We start from the raw sequence: 18189 nt of genomic DNA, 5'->3' as shown, positions 1-18189 counted from the left end.
GCGCTGATGGAATCGCGACCCCGGGGTTTTCGTGCATGCAGTCCTCCACTTGTTTTTTAAATGATCAGGCGCCGGCCTCTTTGAGCAATCGGACCTGACGCAGCGTGTTCTGGCGGCTGCGCTCCAGGTGCCGCCACAGCGCATCGATGATCTGGGCCTTGCTGCCGGCGGCAATGGCATCGGCAATATTCTGGTGCTCCTCGACCGAACGGGCGTAATCACCGAGGATCGAGACGAAGACCGTGTGGGTCTGGTCTAGAATGCGCTCATGCGAACCGGAAATGACCGGAATGCGCGCCGCTGCGACCAGGGTCGCGTGGAAACTGCGGTCGTAGAAAAGCGCTTTCGACAATTCATCCAGCGTCGAGCCTTTGGCGAAGGCGCGGTGTTTGCCAAGGCTTTCCAGCAGTGCCGCGTGCAGCGTTTCGTCCAGCTGCCCGGCATCGAAGGCCACTTCAACCGCACCTTTTTCAAGCAGCATCCTGGCCGCGTATAGTTCCTCCACATCCTCGACCGTGAAGTCGCGCACCACCATTCCGCGCCGGGACGAACTGACCACCAGCCCATCCGCCTCGAGTTTCAGGCAGGCTTCCTTGACCGGCGTCGGGCTGATGCCGAGATCGGCGGCAAGTTCATTTGGCAGCAGACGTTCGCCGCCGCGCAATTTGCCGCTGACGATGCGTGCACGCAGTTCCCGGTGCGCCTGTTCGGCGAGCGTGACTTTGACGAGTGTGTTCATGACCACATCATCGCCCAGCTTTGCGAAGCAGGCAATGATCGAATATTAAAAATAAAAAATTTTTTATTTTACAAAATCCGTTTTTCCGTTAGCTCTATCTGCCGTCGGAAGCCGGCTGCCGGAGGAGGGCGGTCCGGCAATCCCCTGACGGTTTGACTCCTGCAACCATTGGACGCGGGAGATGACGCGATTTCACCCGAGCAGTCGGAAAAACGTGTCTCAGAAAGGGGCTTCCGCCTTTCCTCCCCAGAAGCGTTCAAGCATCGAGGAATGACCGATTATGAAAATTACCGCCGTCGAACCCTTCATCCTGCACCTGCCGCTGACATCGGACTCCATTTCCGATTCCACCCACAGCATCACCCATTGGGGTGTTGTCGGCGCAAAGATCACCACCTGTGACGGCCTCGAGGGCTACGGTTTCACCGGTACCCATGCGCATCTGGCGTCGGACAGGCTGATCACATCCTGCATCAGCGATTGTTACGCGCCCTTGCTCGTCGGCGAGGATGCGTCGGAGCATTCACGGCTTTGGATGAAGCTCGCCCGTTATCCCTCGCTCCAATGGGTCGGCAGGGCCGGCATCACCCATCTGGCGTTAGCTGCGATCGATGTGGCTCTCTGGGACCTGAAAGCGAAAAAGGCAGGCGTGCCGCTGTGGCACTATCTCGGCGGCGCACGCACGGAGGCAGTGGAAGCTTATAATACCGATATCGGCTGGCTTTCCTTCTCGTTGGACGATTTGCTTGCAGGCAGCTCAAGGGCGGTGGAGGAAGACGGTTTCACCCGGCTGAAGATCAAGGTCGGGCATGACGACCCGAATATCGATATCGCCCGGCTTGCTGCCGCCCGCAAACGCGTCGGCTCATCCATCCGCATCGCCATCGATGGCAACGGCAAATGGGATTTGCCCACATGCCAGCGCTTCTGTGCGGCAGCGAGGGATCTGGACATCTACTGGTTCGAGGAGCCGCTGTGGTATGACGATGTGACAAGCCATGCCCGACTGGCGCGCAATACCACTATCCCGATTGCGCTCGGCGAGCAGCTTTATACGGTGGATGCGTTCCGTTCCTTCATCGATGCCGGCGCCGTCGCTTATGTCCAGCCGGATGTAACACGGCTTGGCGGCGTCACCGAATATATCCAGGTTGCCGATCTGGCACTCGCCCATCGCCTACCTGTCGTGCCGCATGCCGGCGAGATGAGCCAGGTGCATGTGCATCTGAGCTACTGGCATCCGGCGTCGACCATTCTCGAATATATTCCGTGGATCAAGGATCATTTCGAAGAACCGATCCAGGTGCGGGATGGTGTCTACAAACGGCCTGAGCAGCCGGGTGCGAGCACCACGCCGCTGGCGGAGAGCTTCGCGCGTTACGGCAAGGCGCTGAACTAGAGCAGCGGTATACAGCCCGGATTTTAACGGAGGGAAAGCACGTCCTCCGTCATGCCGGACTAGATCCGGCATACAGCCACGGCGCGTCTACGCCGTGACAAGACTCTTTCGCGATCAAAGACTTGATCGCGCTGGACCCCGGATCAAGTCCGGGGTGAGGGCGTGTGGATGATACGATTTTTCCAGATTTAGCGCCAGCCAAGTGCCGGCGCTATCGGCTTCAGGATGGTCTCGATCACATGGGCGTTATAATCGACGCCCAACTGGTTCGGCACGGTCAGCAGCAGCGTGTCAGCTTCGGCGATGGCTTCGTCGGCCTTCAGCTGTTCGATCAGCTTTTCCGGTTCGGCGGCATAGCTGCGTCCGAAGATCGCACGCGTCTTATCGTCGATATAGCCGATCTTGTCGTCGCCTTCGTTACCGTAACCGAAATAGGCGCGGTCGCGATCATTGACGAGGGCGAAGATGCTGCGGCTGACGGAGACGCGTGGCTCACGCGCATGTCCGGCCTCCTTCCAGGCTTCCCGGAACGTGCGGATCTGCTGCGCCTGCTGGACGTGGAAAGGCTCACCGGTTTCGTCCGTCTTCAGCGTGGAGCTTTGCAGGTTCATACCAAGCTTTGCCGCCCACACTGCCGTTGCATTGGAGCTCGAGCCCCACCAGATGCGCTCGCGCAAGCCTTCGGAATGCGGCTCCAGCCGCAGAAGACCCGGCGGGTTGGGGAACATCGGCCGCGGGTTCGGCTCGGCAAAGCCTTCGCCTTTCAAAAGCTCAAGGAATACCTCGGTGTGCTGACGCGCCATATCTTCTTCGCTCTGGCCCTCGGCCGGGCGATAACCGAAATAACGCCAGCCATCGATGACCTGCTCCGGCGAGCCGCGGCTGATGCCGAGCTGCAGGCGTCCACCGGCGATGAGGTCGGCCGAACCGGCGTCCTCCACCATGTAGAACGGGTTTTCGTAACGCATATCGATGACGCCGGTGCCGATCTCTATCTTTTTCGTGCGGGCGCCGACGGCGGCCAGAAGCGGGAAGGGCGAGGCCAGCTGACGGGCGAAATGGTGCACACGGAAATAGGCGCCGTCAGCCCCCAGTTCTTCTGCGGCCACGGCGAGGTCTATCGACTGCAGCAGCGTATCGGCTGCCGAGCGGGTCTGCGACTGGGGGGCGGGCGTCCAGTGGCCGAAGGATAGGAATCCGATCTTTTTCATAATGACCTTCCAGATTTGGAGGATGTCCGCGAGTGCAGCGACATCGTTGTTATCCCTCATATAAGCAACGGCGCAGATCCTCCAACCTGCGAGACGAAGACAGGGTGTCGCCGAAATGTGAACGATCGCGACTTCAGACCATGATGCCGCGCTTGAGAATAAAGAGCTTTTCGTGGGCGCGCGCGGTGGTGAGGATGAAATCCATCAAGGAGCGCACCCGCGGCACATTGGCAAAGTCCTGATGGCTGGTGAGCCAGTAACCTCGCCGCAGCTCGACCTCACCCGGAAGCACCATCTGCAAATCCGGAAAGCGCGCGGCGATGAAATTCGGCAGGATGCAAAGCCCTCGGCCACCAAGCGTGGCGGTCAGTTGCGCAAAAATGCTCGAAGACTGGAAATTTGGCCGCAGGCCCGGAAGCACATCGCGCATGTAATCGAGGCCGGGTGAAAAGATCAGATCCTGCACGTAGCCGATGAAGAAGTGGTCGAGCAGGTCTTCCCGCTTCGTGATTTTCGGCTGTCCGGCGAGATAGGACCGTGAGGCGTAAATATGCAGCGTGTAATCGATGATCTGTTCATTGATATAGGGACCGGCCTTCGGCGGATCGAGCGTGACAGCCACATCCGCCTCCTTTCGGGAAAGCGCCATGATCTGCTGGATCGTCACCATTTCCACCATGATGTGGGGATGGGTGGCGGCGAAGTCCTTCAGCCTCTCGACGAAGAAAAAATTGGAAAAACCTTCGGGAGCGCTCAGGCGCACAACGCCGCGCAGGAGGCTGCCGCTTTCGGAAATATCCGATTGCAGCCGTTCAGCCTCTGCCTCTATCCGCTCGACGGTATCGACCAGTCGCCGCCCCACCGTCGTCAGCTCATAACCGCGCGGGTTCCGCTCGAAGAGCTTGGTTTTAAGCGAAAATTCCAGCCGGTCGATATGGCGGGAGACGGTGGCGTGGCTGGTGCGCAGGCTTCTGGCGGCGGATGAGAGCTGTCCGGTGCGGGCCACGGCCAGGAAATATTGCAGGTCGTCCCAGGTGAAAGGGGTGGCCATAATTGTCTCCCATCAAGAGTTCTGTTCAAAAATGAACAGTTCCTGTTCGCAATTTGATGATGACACGCTCTTGTGTCAACGGCCGAATTCGAGAAGTCTACGCTCAGGATGCACCGCTTTGAGGAGGGCGGTGCGGCCATTCATGTGCAGGGTTTCGGTTCACCGCTGCACAGACAATCTGAGGCTCGCAATCATCTCTGGGAGGAGAAGTCATGCGCAAGAGTATCGTTTTATCCACGGCCATGGCACTGGCCGCCGGCACCGCCGCTTATGCCGCCGAGATTTCGGACGGCAAGGTCAAGATCGGTATCCTGAACGACCAGTCCGGCGTTTACGCCAATTTCGGCGGCAAATACTCCTATGAAGCCGCGAAGATGGCGGTTGAGGATTTTGGCGGCAAGGTGCTTGGCGCGCCCGTGGAAGTGGTAACGGCTGACCACCAGAACAAGGCGGATGTCGCCTCCAACATTGCCCGCCAATGGTACGACACCGAACAGGTCGATTCGATCATGGAACTGACCTCGTCGTCTGTCGGCCTTGCCGTGCAGGCACTTTCGAAGGACAAAAAGAAGATCACCGTCAACACCGGTGCTGCCACCACCGAGCTGACCGGCAAGCAGTGCAGCCCTTATGGTTTTCATTGGGCCTATGACACCTATTCGCTGGCTGTCGGCACCGGTGGCGCACTCGTCAAACAGGGCGGCGACAGCTGGTTCTTCCTGACAGCCGACTATGCCTTCGGTTATTCGCTGGAAGAAAATACGTCCAATTTCGTCAAGGCTAACGGCGGCAAGGTGCTTGGCTCCGTCCGCCATCCGCTCGCAACCACCGACTATTCGTCCTTCCTGCTGCAGGCGCAGTCTTCGGGCGCGAAGGTTATCGGTCTTGCCAATGCCGGTCTCGACACCTCCAACGCCATCAAACAGGCTGCGGAATTCGGTATCGTTGCAGGTGGCCAGCGCCTTGCAGCGCTTCTCTTCACGCTTGCAGAAGTCCATGGCCTCGGCCTTGAGGCAGCTCAAGGGCTGACACTGACGGAAGGTTTTTATTGGGATCGCGACGATGAATCGCGCAAGTTTGGTGAGCGCTTCAAGGAACGCACCGGGGCCATGCCGAACATGGTTCACACCGGCACCTATTCCGCTGTCTTGCATTATCTGAAGGCGATCGAGAAGGCCGGCACCGACGATGCAGACGCCGTCGCCAAGGCCATGAAGGAAATGCCTGTCAACGACGTCTTCGCCAAGGATGGCCATGTGGCCGCCAATGGTCGGATGATCCACGACATGTACCTCATGGAAGTGAAGAAGCCTGACGAAAGCAAGCAGCCCTGGGATTATTACAAGGTTCTCGCCACCATCCCCGGCAAGGAAGCCTTCATGGACCCCGCAAAGAGCGGTTGCCCGCTGGTGACGCAATAAAAGACTGACGCAATAAAGGGGAAAGTTTCATGACGATCGCTCCCGCCCCCGCCGGGCAGGCAGAACCTCGCGTCGTTCTTTCGGCGCGTGGTCTCACCAAGACCTTCGGCGCATTCGCAGCCGTGAAAAACGTCGATCTCGACGTGCATCACGCCCGCGTCCATGCGCTGATCGGCCCAAACGGCGCCGGTAAGACAACGGTTTTCAACCTGTTGACCAAGTTTCTCCAGCCGACAGGCGGGGCGATCACCTTCATGGGAACGGATATAACAAAGACGCCACCGGACAAGGTGGCGCGTCTCGGCCTCGTCAGGTCTTTCCAGATATCGGCGGTGTTTCCGCATCTGACGGTTCTGGAAAACGTGCGGGTGGCATTGCAGCGGCCCAACAGCCTTGCAACGCAGTTCTGGCTGCCGCTCTCTTCGCTGGACAGGCTGAATGCCCGCGCCGAGGAGCTGATCTCCATGGTGGGCCTCACGCGGGAAAAACACGCGCTTGCGGCCGATCTGTCTTACGGCCGCAAGCGGGTTCTCGAAATCGCGACTACGCTGGCGCTTGATCCCAAAGTTCTGCTGCTGGACGAGCCGATGGCGGGCATGGGTGGAGAAGATGTCTCGCATGTGGCCGAGCTTATTCGTGAGGTGGCAAAGACCCGCGCGGTGCTGATGGTCGAACATAATCTGAAGGTCGTGGCCGATATCTGCCATCACGTTACTGTTCTGCAGCGTGGAGAAATTCTGGCTGAGGGCGATTATGCCACGGTTTCTGCCGATCCGCGCGTGCGCACGGCCTATATGGGCACGGAGGAGGCTTGATATGGCGGCGATGCTCGAAGTCTCCAACCTGAAATCCTGGTATGGCGAAAGCCAGGCGCTGCACGGCGTCGATCTGACGGTCGGCGAGGGCGAAACCATCACCATTCTCGGCCGCAATGGCGTGGGCAAGACCACGACGTTGCGAACCATCATGGGCATCATCCGCAACCGCAAGGGCGTCATCAAGCTCGGCGGCAAGGATCTTATGCCGGTGCCGCTGCATCGTACGGCGAAATACGGCCTCGGTTTCGTACCGGAGGAGCGCGGCATCTTCGCGACCCTGAGTGTTGAGGAAAACCTGAAGCTGCCGCCCGTCGTCGCGTCCGGCGGCATGACGCTCGATGAAATCTACGAGCTGTTTCCCAATCTTTACGAACGCCGCACCAGCCCCGGCACGAAGCTCTCCGGTGGCGAGCAGCAGATGCTGGCCATGGCGCGCATCCTGCGCACCGGCGTCAAGGTGCTGCTGCTGGATGAGCCGACCGAAGGGCTTGCCCCCGTCATCGTACAGCGCATTGGAGAGGTTTTGCAGAAGCTGAAGAGCCGCGGCATGACCGTGGTTCTGGTGGAGCAGAATTTCCGGTTTGCGAGCCGTATCGCCGATCGCTTCTACCTCATGGACCACGGCCAGATGGTCGGCGATTTTCCGGTGGGGGAGCTTTCCGCCCGCATGGGCGAGCTTAACAAGGTGCTGGGGGTTTAACCATGACGATGATCTTCGGCGTTCCAATTCAGGCGCTCCTCGGGCAATTGCTGGTCGGCCTTATCAACGGCTCATTCTATGCGCTGTTGTCACTTGGGCTTGCTGTCATCTTCGGGCTGCTGCGCGTCATCAATTTTGCCCATGGCGCGCAATATATGCTCGGCGCTTTCGTCGCCTTTCTCGGCCTGCAATATTTCGGCATCAATTTCTGGGTGGCGCTCATCGTCGCGCCGCTCGTCGTCGCGCTGTTCGGGGCGATCATCGAACGTTTCCTTCTGTCGCGGCTTTATGATCTCGATCCACTCTATGGTCTGCTCTTCACCTTCGGCCTGGCGCTGGTGGTGGAAGGCACGTTCCGGTGGCTTTACGGCGCGGCGGGCCAACCCTATTCGGTGCCGCGCGAACTCGCAGGCGGCACCAATCTCGGCTTCATGTTCCTGCCGAACTACCGCGCCTTCGTCGTCGTGATCTCGCTGATCGTGTGCATCGCCACCTGGGCCTTGATCGAAAAGACGCGTCTCGGCTCCTATCTGCGCGCCGCGACGGAAAACCCGACCCTTGTGCAGGCTTTCGGCATCAATGTGCCTGTTCTGTTGACGCTCACCTACGCGCTCGGCGCCGGCCTTGCGGGTTTCACCGGCGTTCTCGCCGCCCCCATCTATCAGGTCTCGCCGCTGATGGGCACAAACCTCATCATCGTCGTCTTTGCGGTGGTGGTCGTTGGCGGCATGGGCTCGATCATGGGCGCCATCGTCACCGGCTACATGCTCGGTATCGCCGAGGGCCTCACCAAGGTGTTCTACCCTGAGGCCTCCAATATCGTCATCTTCGTCATCATGGCCTTTGTGCTGCTCATCCGCCCCGCCGGACTTTTCGGAAAGGACGCCTGATATGTCCAAAGCCACCCATAGCCCGACAGCCGGCGCAATGCCGCGGACGGAAGTATCGACGACGGCAGCAACCATCAAGACGGTGCTCATTCTGGCCGGGCTTGCCATTCTCATCGCCGCGCCGATGTTCGTTTATCCGATCTTCCTGATGAAGCTTCTCTGCTTTGCGCTCTTTGCCTGCGCCTTCAATCTGCTGATCGGTTATACCGGGCTGCTTTCCTTCGGCCATGCGGCGTTCTTTGGCGGCGCCGCCTATTTCACCGCCTATTCCGTGAAGGAATGGGGTGTCACACCGGAAATTGGTCTGGTCATCGGCATGGCCGGTGCCGCTCTCCTCGGCCTTGTCATCGGCTTTTTCGCCATTCGCCGACAGGGCATCTATTTCGCCATGATCACGCTCGCCTTGTCGCAGATGTTCTATTTCTTCTGCCTGCAAGCACCGTTCACTCGTGGAGAGGACGGCCTGCAGGGCGTGCCGCGCGGCCATCTCTTCGGTATTCTCGATCTCAATGGTCCGCTCAATATCTATTACACGGTGCTTGCCGCCTTCGTGTTGGCGCTGCTGGTCATCTGGCGTTTCGTCAATTCGCCGTTCGGCATGATCCTGAAGTCGATCCGTGAAAACGAGCAACGCGCCATTTCACTCGGCTATAGCGTGCAGCGCTACAAGCTCGGCGCCTTCGTCATGTCGGCGGCGCTCGCCGGGCTTGCTGGCGGGCTGAAGGCGCTGGTATTCCAGTTCGCGACGCTGACCGACGTCACATGGCAGATGTCCGGTGAGGTGATCCTGATGACGCTGCTCGGCGGCATCGGCACCATGATCGGCCCGATTTTCGGCGCGGGCCTTGTCGTGACCCTGCAGAACTATCTCGCGACCTCGGACTTCCCGGTCACCATCATCACCGGCCTCGTCTTCATGGCCTGCGTTCTGGTGTTCCGTCGCGGTCTGATCGGTGAATTTTATGCTTCCCGGCTGGGGCGGAAACTCGGCTTTCAGCACCGCAGCTAGCCAATTTTGAAAACACCTGAAAAGCCTCCCCGCGTTCGAGACGACGCGGCAAGGATGGCGTGTGGAGAAGAGAATGGGCGAATATGACTATATCGTCATCGGAGCGGGGAGCGCCGGATGCGTTCTCGCCAACCGCCTTTCGAAAGACCCGAACAACCGCGTGCTGCTTCTGGAAGCGGGCGGCAACGATAACTACCACTGGATCCATATTCCGGTCGGTTATCTCTATTGCATCAACAATCCACGCACGGACTGGTGTTTCAAGACGGCGGAAGAGCCTGGCCTGAATGGACGCGCGCTGATCTATCCGCGCGGCAAGGTGCTGGGCGGCTGCTCCTCCATCAACGGCATGATCTATATGCGCGGGCAGGCGCGGGACTATGACGTCTGGCGGCAGCTTGGCTGCGAAGGCTGGGGCTGGAACGACATCCTGCCCTATTTCCTGAAGTCTGAAGATTTTTATCGCGGCAAGAGTGACCTGCATTCCAGCGGGGGCGAGTGGCGTGTGGAAAAGGCCCGCGTGCGCTGGGATGTGCTTGATGCCTTCCAGAAGGCGGCAGGAGAAGCGGGTATTCCCGCGACTGACGATTTCAACCGCGGAGACAATGAAGGGGCCGGTTATTTCGATGTCAACCAGCGGGCGGGCTGGCGCTGGAACACGGCGAAAGCATTCCTGAAACCGGTGCTTGGCCGCAAGAACCTCACCGTTTTGACCAAGGCCCATGTCAAAAGGCTCATCATCGAAGAAGACCGGGTGACGGGTGTCGAATTCCATCATGACGGCGTCCTGAAAAAAATGCGGGCGCGGCGCGAAACCGTGCTGTCCGCCGGCGCAATCGGCTCGCCGCATGTTCTGGAGCTTTCCGGGGTCGGCCGTGGGGATGTGTTGCAGGCTGCGGGTATCGATACGGTGGCGGAGGTTCAGGGTGTGGGCGAGAACCTGCAGGACCATCTGCAACTGCGCATGGTCTACAAGGTCTCCGGTGTTCTGACGCTCAATGAGCGGGCCTCGACGCTCTTCGGCAAGGCGCGGATCGGCCTGGAATATGCGCTGACGCGCTCCGGGCCGATGTCCATGGCGCCGAGCCAGCTCGGTGTCTTCACCCGCTCTTCGCCGGAAAAGGAAACCGCTGATCTGGAATATCATGTGCAGCCGGTTTCGCTCGACAAGTTCGGGGATCCGGTTCACACTTTTCCCGCCATAACGGCAAGCGTCTGCAATCTGCGGCCGGAAAGCCGTGGCTCAGTGCATGTGAAAGGACCGGATTTCGCCATGCAACCGGAAATCCGCCCGAACTATCTTTCCACCGAAGGCGACCGGAAGGTGGCCATAGATGCCATGCGGCTGACGCGCCGCATCGTCGCCCAGCCGGCCTTTTCCCGCTTCAGGCCGGAGGAATACCGGCCCGGCCCCTCCTTCGAAAACGACAATGATCTTGCCAAGGCGGCAGGTGATATCGGCACCACCATCTTCCACCCTGTCGGCACGCTGCGCATGGGGTCGGATATGGAAAGTGTCGTTGATGCGCGCCTGAAGTTCCGCCGCCTCGCCGGGCTGCGCGTCGCCGATGCCTCGGTGATGCCGCGCATTACATCCGGAAATACCAATTCGCCGACGATCATGATTGCCGAAAAGGCCGCCGACATGATCCTTGCGGATAATCGCTGAAAGGAACCTACCGATGAAGACCATCGCTTTTCTGGGGCTGGGACATATGGGCCTGCCGATGGCCGCCAATCTCGTCAAGGCGGGATATGCCGTCAGGGGATACGATCTTGCCGAAGCCTGCCGTGCAGCGGCAAAGGAGGCGGGCATTCCGGTTGCCGCGAATTCTGCCGAAGCAGTCAACGCGGCTGATGTGGTCATCACCATGCTGCCCAAGGGCGAACATGTCGTTTCGGCCTATGGCGATCTGATTGGTAAAATCTCTGCCGGAACGCTCCTTATCGACTGCTCGACCGTGGATATGGCAAGCGCATTGAAGGCGCATGAACTGGCCGCTTCCGCCGGCTGCCCTTCGGTCGACGCCCCCGTTTCCGGCGGCACGGGCGGTGCGGCCGCCGGCACCCTGACCTTCATGTGCGGTGGTGAGGCGGAGGCTTTTTCGGCGGCGAAGCCGCTGCTGGAAGCCATGGGCAAAAAGATCGTGCATTGCGGCAAGGGCGGCAACGGGCAGGCGGCCAAGATCTGCAACAACATGATCCTCGGCATTTCCATGATCGCGGTTTCCGAGGCTTTTGTGCTCGGCGAAAAACTCGGGCTTTCGCACCAGGCGCTGTTCGATGTCGCCTCCACCTCTTCCGGGCAATGCTGGTCGCTCACCACCTATTGCCCGGTGCCGGGTCCGGTGCCGACATCACCCGCCAACAAGGATTACCAGCCCGGATTCGCCGCAGCCTTGATGCTCAAGGACCTGAAGCTTTCTCAGGAGGCGGCCAATGGTGCTGACGCCTCCACGCCGCTCGGTGCTGCTGCGGCAGCGCTTTATGAGAGCTTCGTCGACGACGGGCAGGGCGGGCGTGATTTTTCCGCCATCGTTGAGATGCTGCGCGGGAGCAGAGCATGACAGCCGCCGCGCCATCTGACATTCTGTGGGTGCCGCCGGAAGAGAGGGTGAAGCGCTCGGCGCTTTTCGCCTTCGCGACAAGAACCGCAAAGATACACGGGCAGGCCGCCGATGATTATGCCGGCCTGCTGCGCTGGTCCATCGACGCGCCGGAAGAGTTTTACGATGCGCTGTGGGACGAGCTCGGCATTATCGGCACGCGCGGCGACGTTGCGTTCAAGCCGGGCGCGACGATCCGGGAGGCTGAGTTCTATCCGGGCGCGAGGTTGAATTACGCCGAAAACCTTCTGCGCGATGCCGATGAGCGGTTGGCCATCATCGCTCATCGTGACGATGGTACAAGGCGCGAGATAAGCCGCAAGGGGCTTTACAACGCAGTGTCCCGCATGGTGCAGGCGCTCGTGCATGCCGGGGTGCAGGAAGGTGATCGCGTCGGGGCGATCGTCACCCATGATATAGAGGCGATCGTGGGATATCTGGCCGTGAGCGCCATCGGTGCCATCTGGTCGTCCTGCTCTCCGGATTTCGGCCCGGCAGGCGCCTCTGACCGCCTGTCTCAGATCGGCCCGAAAATCATCATCGCCGTGCCGGAATATGGTTATGCCGGTAAACGGATCGACGTCGGCCCGACCATCCGCGCCGTGGCGGAAAGTGCGGCCCCTGAAAAGATCGTTCTGATCGGTGAAACCGTTCCCGAAAGCCTTACTGATCTCGGCTGCGTCACGCTTGCGGCTTTCGTTGCGCCTTATGCGGCGGGCGAGATTGTCTTCAACCGTCTGCCCGTCAAGGCGCCGCTGGTGATCCTTTATTCCTCCGGCACGACAGGCAAGCCGAAATGCATCACCCATTCCGGCGGCGGCCTGCTTCTTCAGCACATGAAGGAGCTGAAACTGCAATGCGATATCAAGGAGGGTGAGCGCTTTTTCTATTTCACCACCTGCGGCTGGATGATGTGGAACTGGCAGGTCTCCGGTCTCGCGCTCGGTACCACCCTCGTCACCTATGATGGCAATCCCGGCTATCCGACGCCCGGCCGGCTGATCGATCTCATCAACGCCGAAGGGATCGCCACGTTCGGCACGTCTGCGAAATTTATCGATGCATGCCTGAAGGCGGGACTGAAACCGCGGGAAAGCCATGATCTTTCATCGCTGCGAACAATTCTCTCCACTGGTTCACCGCTCATCCCGCAATCCTTCGATTATATCTATCGCGACTGGAAGGCGGATGTGCATCTCGCCTCCATTTCCGGCGGCACCGACATCTGCGCCTGTTTCCTCGGCGGCAATCCCCTACAGCCGGTTCATCGCGGTGAATTGCAGGGCGCGATGCTCGGCATGGATATCGATACGCTTGACGATGAGGGCCGTTCCGTTCGCGGCGTCCCCGGTGAACTCGTCTGCCGGAATGCGCATCTGTCCATGCCGGTGAAATTCTGGGGCGATGAGGATGGTTCGCGCTATCAGGCCGCCTACTTCGATCGTTTCCCCGGCATCTGGGCGCATGGCGATTTCGCCGAACTGCGGCCCTCCGGCGGTTATGTGATCCATGGACGCTCGGACACGACGCTTAATCCAGGTGGGGTGCGCATCGGGACTGCGGAAATCTACCGGCAGGTGGAAACCGTGCCCGAAGTAGAGGAGGCCATTGCCGTTGGGCAGGATATCGACGGGGACCAGCGGGTCATCCTCTTCCTGCGCATGAAGGGTGGTGCTGCCTTGACGGAAGAGCTGGAAAAGACCATCCGCAGCCGCATCCGTTCGGGGGCGACGCCGCGGCATGTGCCGGCAAGGATCATTGCTGTCAGCGCTATCCCACGCACACGCTCCGGCAAGATTTCCGAAATCGCGGTGCGCGACACCATCCATGGTCGGCCGGTGAAGAATGCCGATGCGCTCGCCAATCCCGAAGCGCTCGAACTTTTCCGCAACCTGCCGCAGCTGAAGGACTAGGCCCATGGAGGATCAACCGAAAACCGTGCTTGTCACCGGTTCCACCAGCGGCATCGGACTTGCCATCGCCAGGCGTTTCGCCGAGGCGGGCTATCTGGTCGCTGTGCATGGCATAGAAACGGTGGAGGAGGCGACGCAGGCGCTGGAGGCTGTAGGGAAAGTGGCGCGGCAAAGACCGGCCTATTTCTCCGCCAACCTCGCGAACTATGAAGAAAGCGCGCATCTGCCTGAAAAGGTCATTGCGGAATTCGGCCATGTCGATGTCCTCGTCAACAATGCCGGCATTCAGAAGGTCGCGCCGATCGATGAGTTCGACTTCGCGGATTTTTCCCGCATCGTTGCCATTTCTCTCGACAGCGCCTTTCACACCATCCGCGCTGCTTTGCCGGGCATGAAGGAAAGAGGCTGGGGCCGCATCGTCAACATCGCTTCCGCGCATGGTTTGCGCGCGTCTCCCTTCAAGGCGCCCTATGTGGCAACCAAACATGCGGTGGTGGGACTGACGAAAAGCGTTGCGCTGGAGGTTGCCGAACTCGGCATCACCTGTAACGCCATCTGCCCCGGCTATGTCTGGACCCCGCTTGTGGCCGCGCAGGTCGCGGATCAGGCGAGGGTACACGGCATGAGTGAGGAAGATGTGGTGAAAAAGGTGATGCTTGCGCCGCAGCCGACAAGACGCTTCATCCAGCCGGAGGAAATCGCCGAAATGGCACTTTATCTCGCTGGCGATATGGCCCGTTCCATCACCGGCACCACCATTTCCATCGATGGCGGCTGGACCGCGAAATAACCGAGAGGCCCGGACGCCCTCTTCCGGTAAGAGCCAGATTGCGCCATGTCGAATGCGCCGGCCCCTCGCGGGAACAAAACCTCTCCCTGTGGATTAGATTGACAGAGTTTAGGGAGTGAAAGACATGGCCAGAGAAAATACCAGCTATCTCGACGGTCGGGATGCTCCGAAAAAGGAGACGGCCACACGGGCACGGCAAGGATCGACAGGACGTCCGGTTCTTGTCATTCTGATCGTCAGCGTGTTGTTAGCGCTGGTGGTCTGGGCTGTTGTGGAATACGCGGTTTTCGAACCGGACGAGAACCTGCCGCAAAATCCGCAGACGGAGAACGCTCCCGTCCCGCAGCAGCCGTCGGGCTCTGAAAGCTTCGACAACAATCCCGCAAACGGCCGTGCTTCGCCGCCGGCTTCAACGGAGCGAAACCCTTCCCCGCAGGACTCCACGGGGGCGCCACAGAACCCGTGACGCAGATGCCATGAATTTTCGTGGCGTTTGAATGGAACCATATTGCTCCCGATTTCATTTCACACAAAGTGACAGGAATCGGGGGTTTCATTCATGGCAGTCACCGTCACTGCAGTTTTTCTCACGCTCATCGGCCTCGCGCTGTTCGGTTTCGGCTCCCAGCTTGTGATGCTTGGGGGCAGTTTTTATTATGTGCTTTCCGGACTGGCCTTTCTGTTGACGGCCGTTCTGCTCTTCAAGCGCAATCGCGCAGCACTTCACGTCTATGCCGTCTTCATTGTCGCAACACTTGCGTGGGCCGTCTGGGAAGTCGGTTTTGACTGGTGGCAGCTTGGCCCGCGCGGCGGTTTTATCATTGTGATAGGCCTCTGGCTCCTGGTGCCCTGGGTGAGGAAGCCACTCGGTTTTGCAAGCCCGACGGGGCTGAGCTATGGGCCGAATGCCTGGCCGCTGGCGCTTTCCGTTCTCGCTTCCATCGCGGTTGCCGGATATTCGATGGCACAGGACCCGCATGATCAGCCAGGGTCCTTGCCGCAGGAAACGGCATCCGCGACGCCCGCCTATGGCGGCAATGTGCCTGACGGTGACTGGCATCAATATGGCCGCACGCCCTATGGGCAGCGTTATTCCCCACTGACCCAGGTCAATGTCGACAATGTTTCGCAATTGAAGGAAGCGTGGCGTTACCAGACCGGCGACGTGAAGCTGCCGGACGATGTGGGCGAAACCACCTATCAGGTGACGCCGCTCAAGATCGGCAATACGCTTTTCATCTGCACGCCGCATAATTGGGCCATCGCCATCGATGCCGCGACAGGCAAGGAAAAATGGAAATACGATCCGAATGTCGGCCTCAATCCGGATCGCCAGCACCAGACGTGCCGCGGCGTGTCCTATTATGCCGAACCGGGTGCCGCGCCGGGAACGGCCTGCGCCGAGCGGGTCTATCTGCCCACGTCGGATGCACGGTTGATCGCGCTCGATGCCGCCACCGGCCAGGTTTGCACCTCCTTTGCCGATCAGGGTGTGCTGCATCTCGAGCAGGGCATGAAATATAATCCCGCCGGCTATTATTATTCGACATCGCCGCCCGTGATTGCTGCGGGCAAGATCATCATCGGCGGCGCGGTGAATGACAATTACTCCACGCAGGAACAGTCCGGCGTGATCCGCGCTTTCGATGTGAACAGCGGTGCGCTCATCTGGAACTGGGATTCCGGGAACCCGCAAAAGACCGAGCCGATTGCGGCCGGTGAGACCTACACGACCAACTCGCCGAACAGCTGGTCCGTCTTCAGTTATGACGAAGGCCTCGGGCTCGTTTATGTCCCGCTCGGTAATCAGGTCCCGGACCAGCTCGGCATGGGCCGCAGCGAGAATGTGGAGAAATATTCTTCCTCCATCGTCGCGCTCGATATCAATACGGGCAAGGATCGCTGGGTGCGCCAGACGGTTCATCACGATCTCTGGGACATGGATGTGCCGGCCCAGCCGGTGTTGCTCGACATAACCAAGGATGGTCAGACCGTTCCTGCGCTCGTCGGGCCAACGAAGCAGGGGGATATCTACGTTCTCGACCGGCGCACCGGCGAGCCGCTTCTGCCGATCACGGAGGAGCCAGCCCCGGGCGGTGCGATCCCCGAGGACTTTACCTCGCCGACGCAGCCGACAACGGCCCTCTCGTTCAAGCCGGAGCCATTGCAGGAAAAGGACATGTGGGGCGTCTCCATGTTCGACCAGCTCGCCTGCCGCATCCGCTTCCATCAGCTGAACTACAAGGGCCGCTACACCCCGCCGTCACTGACCGGCTCGATCATCTATCCCGGCAATTTCGGCACTTTCAACTGGGGCAGTGTGGCTGTGGATCCTGAAAGGCAGGTCATGTTCGGTATGCCGACCTATCTCGCCTTCACCTCCCAGCTCGTCCCGCGCGATCAGATTCCGCCGAAGGGTCAGGACGAAAAGGGCAGCGAGCAGGGTCTGAACCGTAATGACGGTGCGCCCTATGGCGTTTTCATGGGACCGTTCCTCGGCCCGCTGCAGATTCCCTGCCAGGCGCCGCCGTGGGGTTATGTCGCCGGCGCGGACCTGCGCACCGGGGATGTGGCCTACAAGCACAAGAACGGTACGGTCTATGACATGACCCCGCTGCCGCTCCCCTTCAAGGTGGGCGTGCCGGGAATTGGCGGACCGATGATCACCAAGGGCGGCGTAGCCTTCCTGGGTGCCGCAGTGGATAATTATCTGCGGGCTTATGACCTCACCACCGGCAAGCAGCTCTGGGAAGCGCGCCTGCCCGCCGGCGGTCAGGCAACGCCGATGACCTATGCACTGGAAGACGGCAAGCAATATGTGGTGATGGTTGCGGGCGGTCACGGTTCCGTCGGGACCAAACCGGGCGACTACGTCATCGCCTACACCCTGCCGTAACCTTCAGGCTACGACGACAATAAAAAACCGGAATGGCTGACCATTCCGGTTTTTCTTTGAGCCGATGCGGATGGCGTCAGGCGGCCTTCTTCTCGGCCGCGGCGTTCACCGAAGTCTTGGCAAGCGCGGTCAGCGCGTCGTCTGTCTTCGACTCTTCCTTAAGAGTGGCATCGAGCAGCGACACCGCCTTGGTATGGCCGAGCTTTTCCGCCCAGGCCTTCAGCGTGCCGTAGCGGGCGATTTCATAGTGTTCGACCGCCTGGGCGGATGAGACGAGACCGGCGTCGAGGGCGGCGGTGCCCTTGAAATCCTCCATGATTTCCTCGCCCTCGGCGATGATGCCCTGGATGGCTTCGCAGGTCTTGCCCTGGGCGCGCTTGCCAATGATCTCGAATACTTCCTGCAGGCGCTCTACGTGGCCCTGCGTTTCTTCCTTGTGCTTTTCGAAAGCCTGCTTCAGCTTCGGGTCGGTCGCCGCCCGCGCCATTTTCGGCAGGGCTTTCAGGATCTGCCTTTCGGCGTAGTAGATGTCCTTCAGCGTGTCGTAAAACAGGTCGTCGAGTTTCTTCTCGGCCATTGGTCCTTCTCCCATGAAGTGGAAATGCACGATGTGCGCTCATGCGCACGGGAAACAAACTTTCAGCTGCTCCTATGGTTCCGGTTCGGTTGTACGCAACGTTTATATTGCTGTGCGGAACCATCGCGCCTTTTCGAACTTAGTGTGGAGAAATTTCCGGGAGGAGACG

Annotated in this window: 16 protein-coding genes; 12 read left to right on the top strand and 4 right to left on the bottom strand. The window is 59.8% G+C overall.

Annotated elements, in window-relative coordinates:
• Window positions 1–64: 64 nt before the first annotated feature.
• Complete coding sequence (locus tag DOU54_RS01930; protein ID WP_035210677.1) at window positions 65–739, bottom strand: GntR family transcriptional regulator; 675 nt, start codon at window positions 737–739, stop codon at window positions 65–67.
• A gap of 280 nt (window positions 740–1019) precedes the next feature.
• Between DOU54_RS01930 and DOU54_RS01925 the strand changes: the two genes are divergently transcribed.
• The gene (locus DOU54_RS01925) at window positions 1020–2138 is read left to right on the top strand and encodes a mandelate racemase/muconate lactonizing enzyme family protein (protein WP_037090642.1); all 1119 of its coding nucleotides are present in this window, start codon (window positions 1020–1022) and stop codon (window positions 2136–2138) included.
• A 188-nt stretch (window positions 2139–2326) separates the two neighbouring features.
• On the opposite strand, the gene DOU54_RS01920 is transcribed toward DOU54_RS01925, so the two are convergent.
• Together DOU54_RS01920 and DOU54_RS01915 are read right to left on the bottom strand one after the other, a co-directional pair.
• Window positions 2327–3349 (bottom strand): LLM class flavin-dependent oxidoreductase, encoded by a 1023-nt coding sequence (locus DOU54_RS01920; RefSeq protein ID WP_113730542.1) that lies wholly within the window; start codon window positions 3347–3349, stop codon window positions 2327–2329.
• Window positions 3350–3482: 133 nt separating this feature from the next.
• Complete coding sequence (locus DOU54_RS01915) at window positions 3483–4400, bottom strand: LysR family transcriptional regulator (protein WP_004437871.1); 918 nt, start codon at window positions 4398–4400, stop codon at window positions 3483–3485.
• A gap of 212 nt (window positions 4401–4612) precedes the next feature.
• Here DOU54_RS01915 and DOU54_RS01910 point away from each other — a divergent pair, with 212 nt between their 5' ends.
• The 11 genes from DOU54_RS01910 to DOU54_RS01860 all read left to right on the top strand — a co-directional run bounded on the left by DOU54_RS01910 (window position 4613) and on the right by DOU54_RS01860 (window position 17443).
• A complete protein-coding gene (locus tag DOU54_RS01910; RefSeq protein ID WP_006698064.1) occupies window positions 4613–5821 on the top strand; it encodes an ABC transporter substrate-binding protein in 1209 nt (402 codons plus the stop codon).
• A gap of 29 nt (window positions 5822–5850) precedes the next feature.
• The gene (locus DOU54_RS01905) at window positions 5851–6636 is read left to right on the top strand and encodes an ABC transporter ATP-binding protein (protein ID WP_004437874.1); all 786 of its coding nucleotides are present in this window, start codon (window positions 5851–5853) and stop codon (window positions 6634–6636) included.
• A 1-nt stretch (window position 6637) separates the two neighbouring features.
• The gene (locus DOU54_RS01900; RefSeq protein WP_004437876.1) at window positions 6638–7339 is read left to right on the top strand and encodes an ABC transporter ATP-binding protein; all 702 of its coding nucleotides are present in this window, start codon (window positions 6638–6640) and stop codon (window positions 7337–7339) included.
• 2 nt (window positions 7340–7341) lie between these two features.
• Window positions 7342–8229: a branched-chain amino acid ABC transporter permease gene (locus DOU54_RS01895; RefSeq protein WP_113730361.1), complete on the top strand. Its 888-nt coding sequence runs from the start codon at window positions 7342–7344 to the stop codon at window positions 8227–8229.
• Window position 8230: 1 nt separating this feature from the next.
• The gene (locus DOU54_RS01890; RefSeq protein ID WP_037090644.1) at window positions 8231–9238 is read left to right on the top strand and encodes a branched-chain amino acid ABC transporter permease; all 1008 of its coding nucleotides are present in this window, start codon (window positions 8231–8233) and stop codon (window positions 9236–9238) included.
• 73 nt (window positions 9239–9311) lie between these two features.
• Window positions 9312–10907, top strand: coding sequence for a GMC family oxidoreductase (locus tag DOU54_RS01885; RefSeq protein ID WP_006698061.1), 1596 nt, complete (start codon window positions 9312–9314; stop codon window positions 10905–10907).
• Window positions 10908–10920: 13 nt separating this feature from the next.
• On the top strand, window positions 10921–11805 hold the full coding sequence (gene mmsB / locus DOU54_RS01880) for a 3-hydroxyisobutyrate dehydrogenase (protein ID WP_037090645.1): 885 nt from the start codon (window positions 10921–10923) through the stop codon (window positions 11803–11805).
• A complete protein-coding gene (locus DOU54_RS01875; RefSeq protein ID WP_037090646.1) occupies window positions 11802–13757 on the top strand; it encodes an acetoacetate--CoA ligase in 1956 nt (651 codons plus the stop codon). Before mmsB ends, DOU54_RS01875 begins: the two co-directional genes overlap by 4 nt.
• Before the next feature lie 4 nt (window positions 13758–13761).
• A complete protein-coding gene (locus tag DOU54_RS01870) occupies window positions 13762–14547 on the top strand; it encodes a 3-hydroxybutyrate dehydrogenase (protein WP_004437889.1) in 786 nt (261 codons plus the stop codon).
• A 124-nt stretch (window positions 14548–14671) separates the two neighbouring features.
• A complete protein-coding gene (locus DOU54_RS01865; protein WP_022563475.1) occupies window positions 14672–15013 on the top strand; it encodes a hypothetical protein in 342 nt (113 codons plus the stop codon).
• Between the two features lie 93 nt (window positions 15014–15106).
• Window positions 15107–17443: a glucose/quinate/shikimate family membrane-bound PQQ-dependent dehydrogenase gene (locus DOU54_RS01860; RefSeq protein ID WP_006698058.1), complete on the top strand. Its 2337-nt coding sequence runs from the start codon at window positions 15107–15109 to the stop codon at window positions 17441–17443.
• A 76-nt stretch (window positions 17444–17519) separates the two neighbouring features.
• Here the strand turns inward: DOU54_RS01860 and DOU54_RS01855 are convergent, their stop codons facing one another.
• Entirely contained in the window at window positions 17520–18020 is a 501-nt protein-coding gene (locus DOU54_RS01855) for a YciE/YciF ferroxidase family protein (RefSeq protein ID WP_004437899.1), read from the bottom strand.
• Window positions 18021–18189: the final 169 nt, after the last annotated feature.

The organism is Agrobacterium sp. MS2 (assembly GCF_003261015.1).
GTDB classification, from domain to species: Bacteria; Pseudomonadota; Alphaproteobacteria; order Rhizobiales; family Rhizobiaceae; genus Agrobacterium; species Agrobacterium pusense.
The sequence above is the reverse complement of the archived record's forward strand: the minus strand, read 5'-3'. Positions and strand labels throughout refer to the sequence as shown.

What these genes read in the sequence shown, in the direction of transcription:
- DOU54_RS01925 (WP_037090642.1), top strand. Translation starts at nt 1,020, where the DNA reads ATGAAAATTACCGCCGTCGAACCCTTCATCCTGCACCTGCCGCTGACA.
- DOU54_RS01910 (WP_006698064.1), top strand. Translation starts at nt 4,613, where the DNA reads ATGCGCAAGAGTATCGTTTTATCCACGGCCATGGCACTGGCCGCCGGC.
- DOU54_RS01900 (WP_004437876.1), top strand. Translation starts at nt 6,638, where the DNA reads ATGGCGGCGATGCTCGAAGTCTCCAACCTGAAATCCTGGTATGGCGAA.
- DOU54_RS01930 (WP_035210677.1), bottom strand. Translation starts at nt 739, where the DNA reads ATGAACACACTCGTCAAAGTCACGCTCGCCGAACAGGCGCACCGGGAA.
- DOU54_RS01890 (WP_037090644.1), top strand. Translation starts at nt 8,231, where the DNA reads ATGTCCAAAGCCACCCATAGCCCGACAGCCGGCGCAATGCCGCGGACG.
- DOU54_RS01865 (WP_022563475.1), top strand. Translation starts at nt 14,672, where the DNA reads ATGGCCAGAGAAAATACCAGCTATCTCGACGGTCGGGATGCTCCGAAA.
- DOU54_RS01870 (WP_004437889.1), top strand. Translation starts at nt 13,762, where the DNA reads ATGGAGGATCAACCGAAAACCGTGCTTGTCACCGGTTCCACCAGCGGC.
- DOU54_RS01920 (WP_113730542.1), bottom strand. Translation starts at nt 3,349, where the DNA reads ATGAAAAAGATCGGATTCCTATCCTTCGGCCACTGGACGCCCGCCCCC.
- DOU54_RS01895 (WP_113730361.1), top strand. Translation starts at nt 7,342, where the DNA reads ATGACGATGATCTTCGGCGTTCCAATTCAGGCGCTCCTCGGGCAATTG.
- DOU54_RS01905 (WP_004437874.1), top strand. Translation starts at nt 5,851, where the DNA reads ATGACGATCGCTCCCGCCCCCGCCGGGCAGGCAGAACCTCGCGTCGTT.
- DOU54_RS01885 (WP_006698061.1), top strand. Translation starts at nt 9,312, where the DNA reads ATGGGCGAATATGACTATATCGTCATCGGAGCGGGGAGCGCCGGATGC.
- DOU54_RS01860 (WP_006698058.1), top strand. Translation starts at nt 15,107, where the DNA reads ATGGCAGTCACCGTCACTGCAGTTTTTCTCACGCTCATCGGCCTCGCG.
- DOU54_RS01875 (WP_037090646.1), top strand. Translation starts at nt 11,802, where the DNA reads ATGACAGCCGCCGCGCCATCTGACATTCTGTGGGTGCCGCCGGAAGAG.
- DOU54_RS01855 (WP_004437899.1), bottom strand. Translation starts at nt 18,020, where the DNA reads ATGGCCGAGAAGAAACTCGACGACCTGTTTTACGACACGCTGAAGGAC.
- DOU54_RS01915 (WP_004437871.1), bottom strand. Translation starts at nt 4,400, where the DNA reads ATGGCCACCCCTTTCACCTGGGACGACCTGCAATATTTCCTGGCCGTG.
- mmsB (WP_037090645.1), top strand. Translation starts at nt 10,921, where the DNA reads ATGAAGACCATCGCTTTTCTGGGGCTGGGACATATGGGCCTGCCGATG.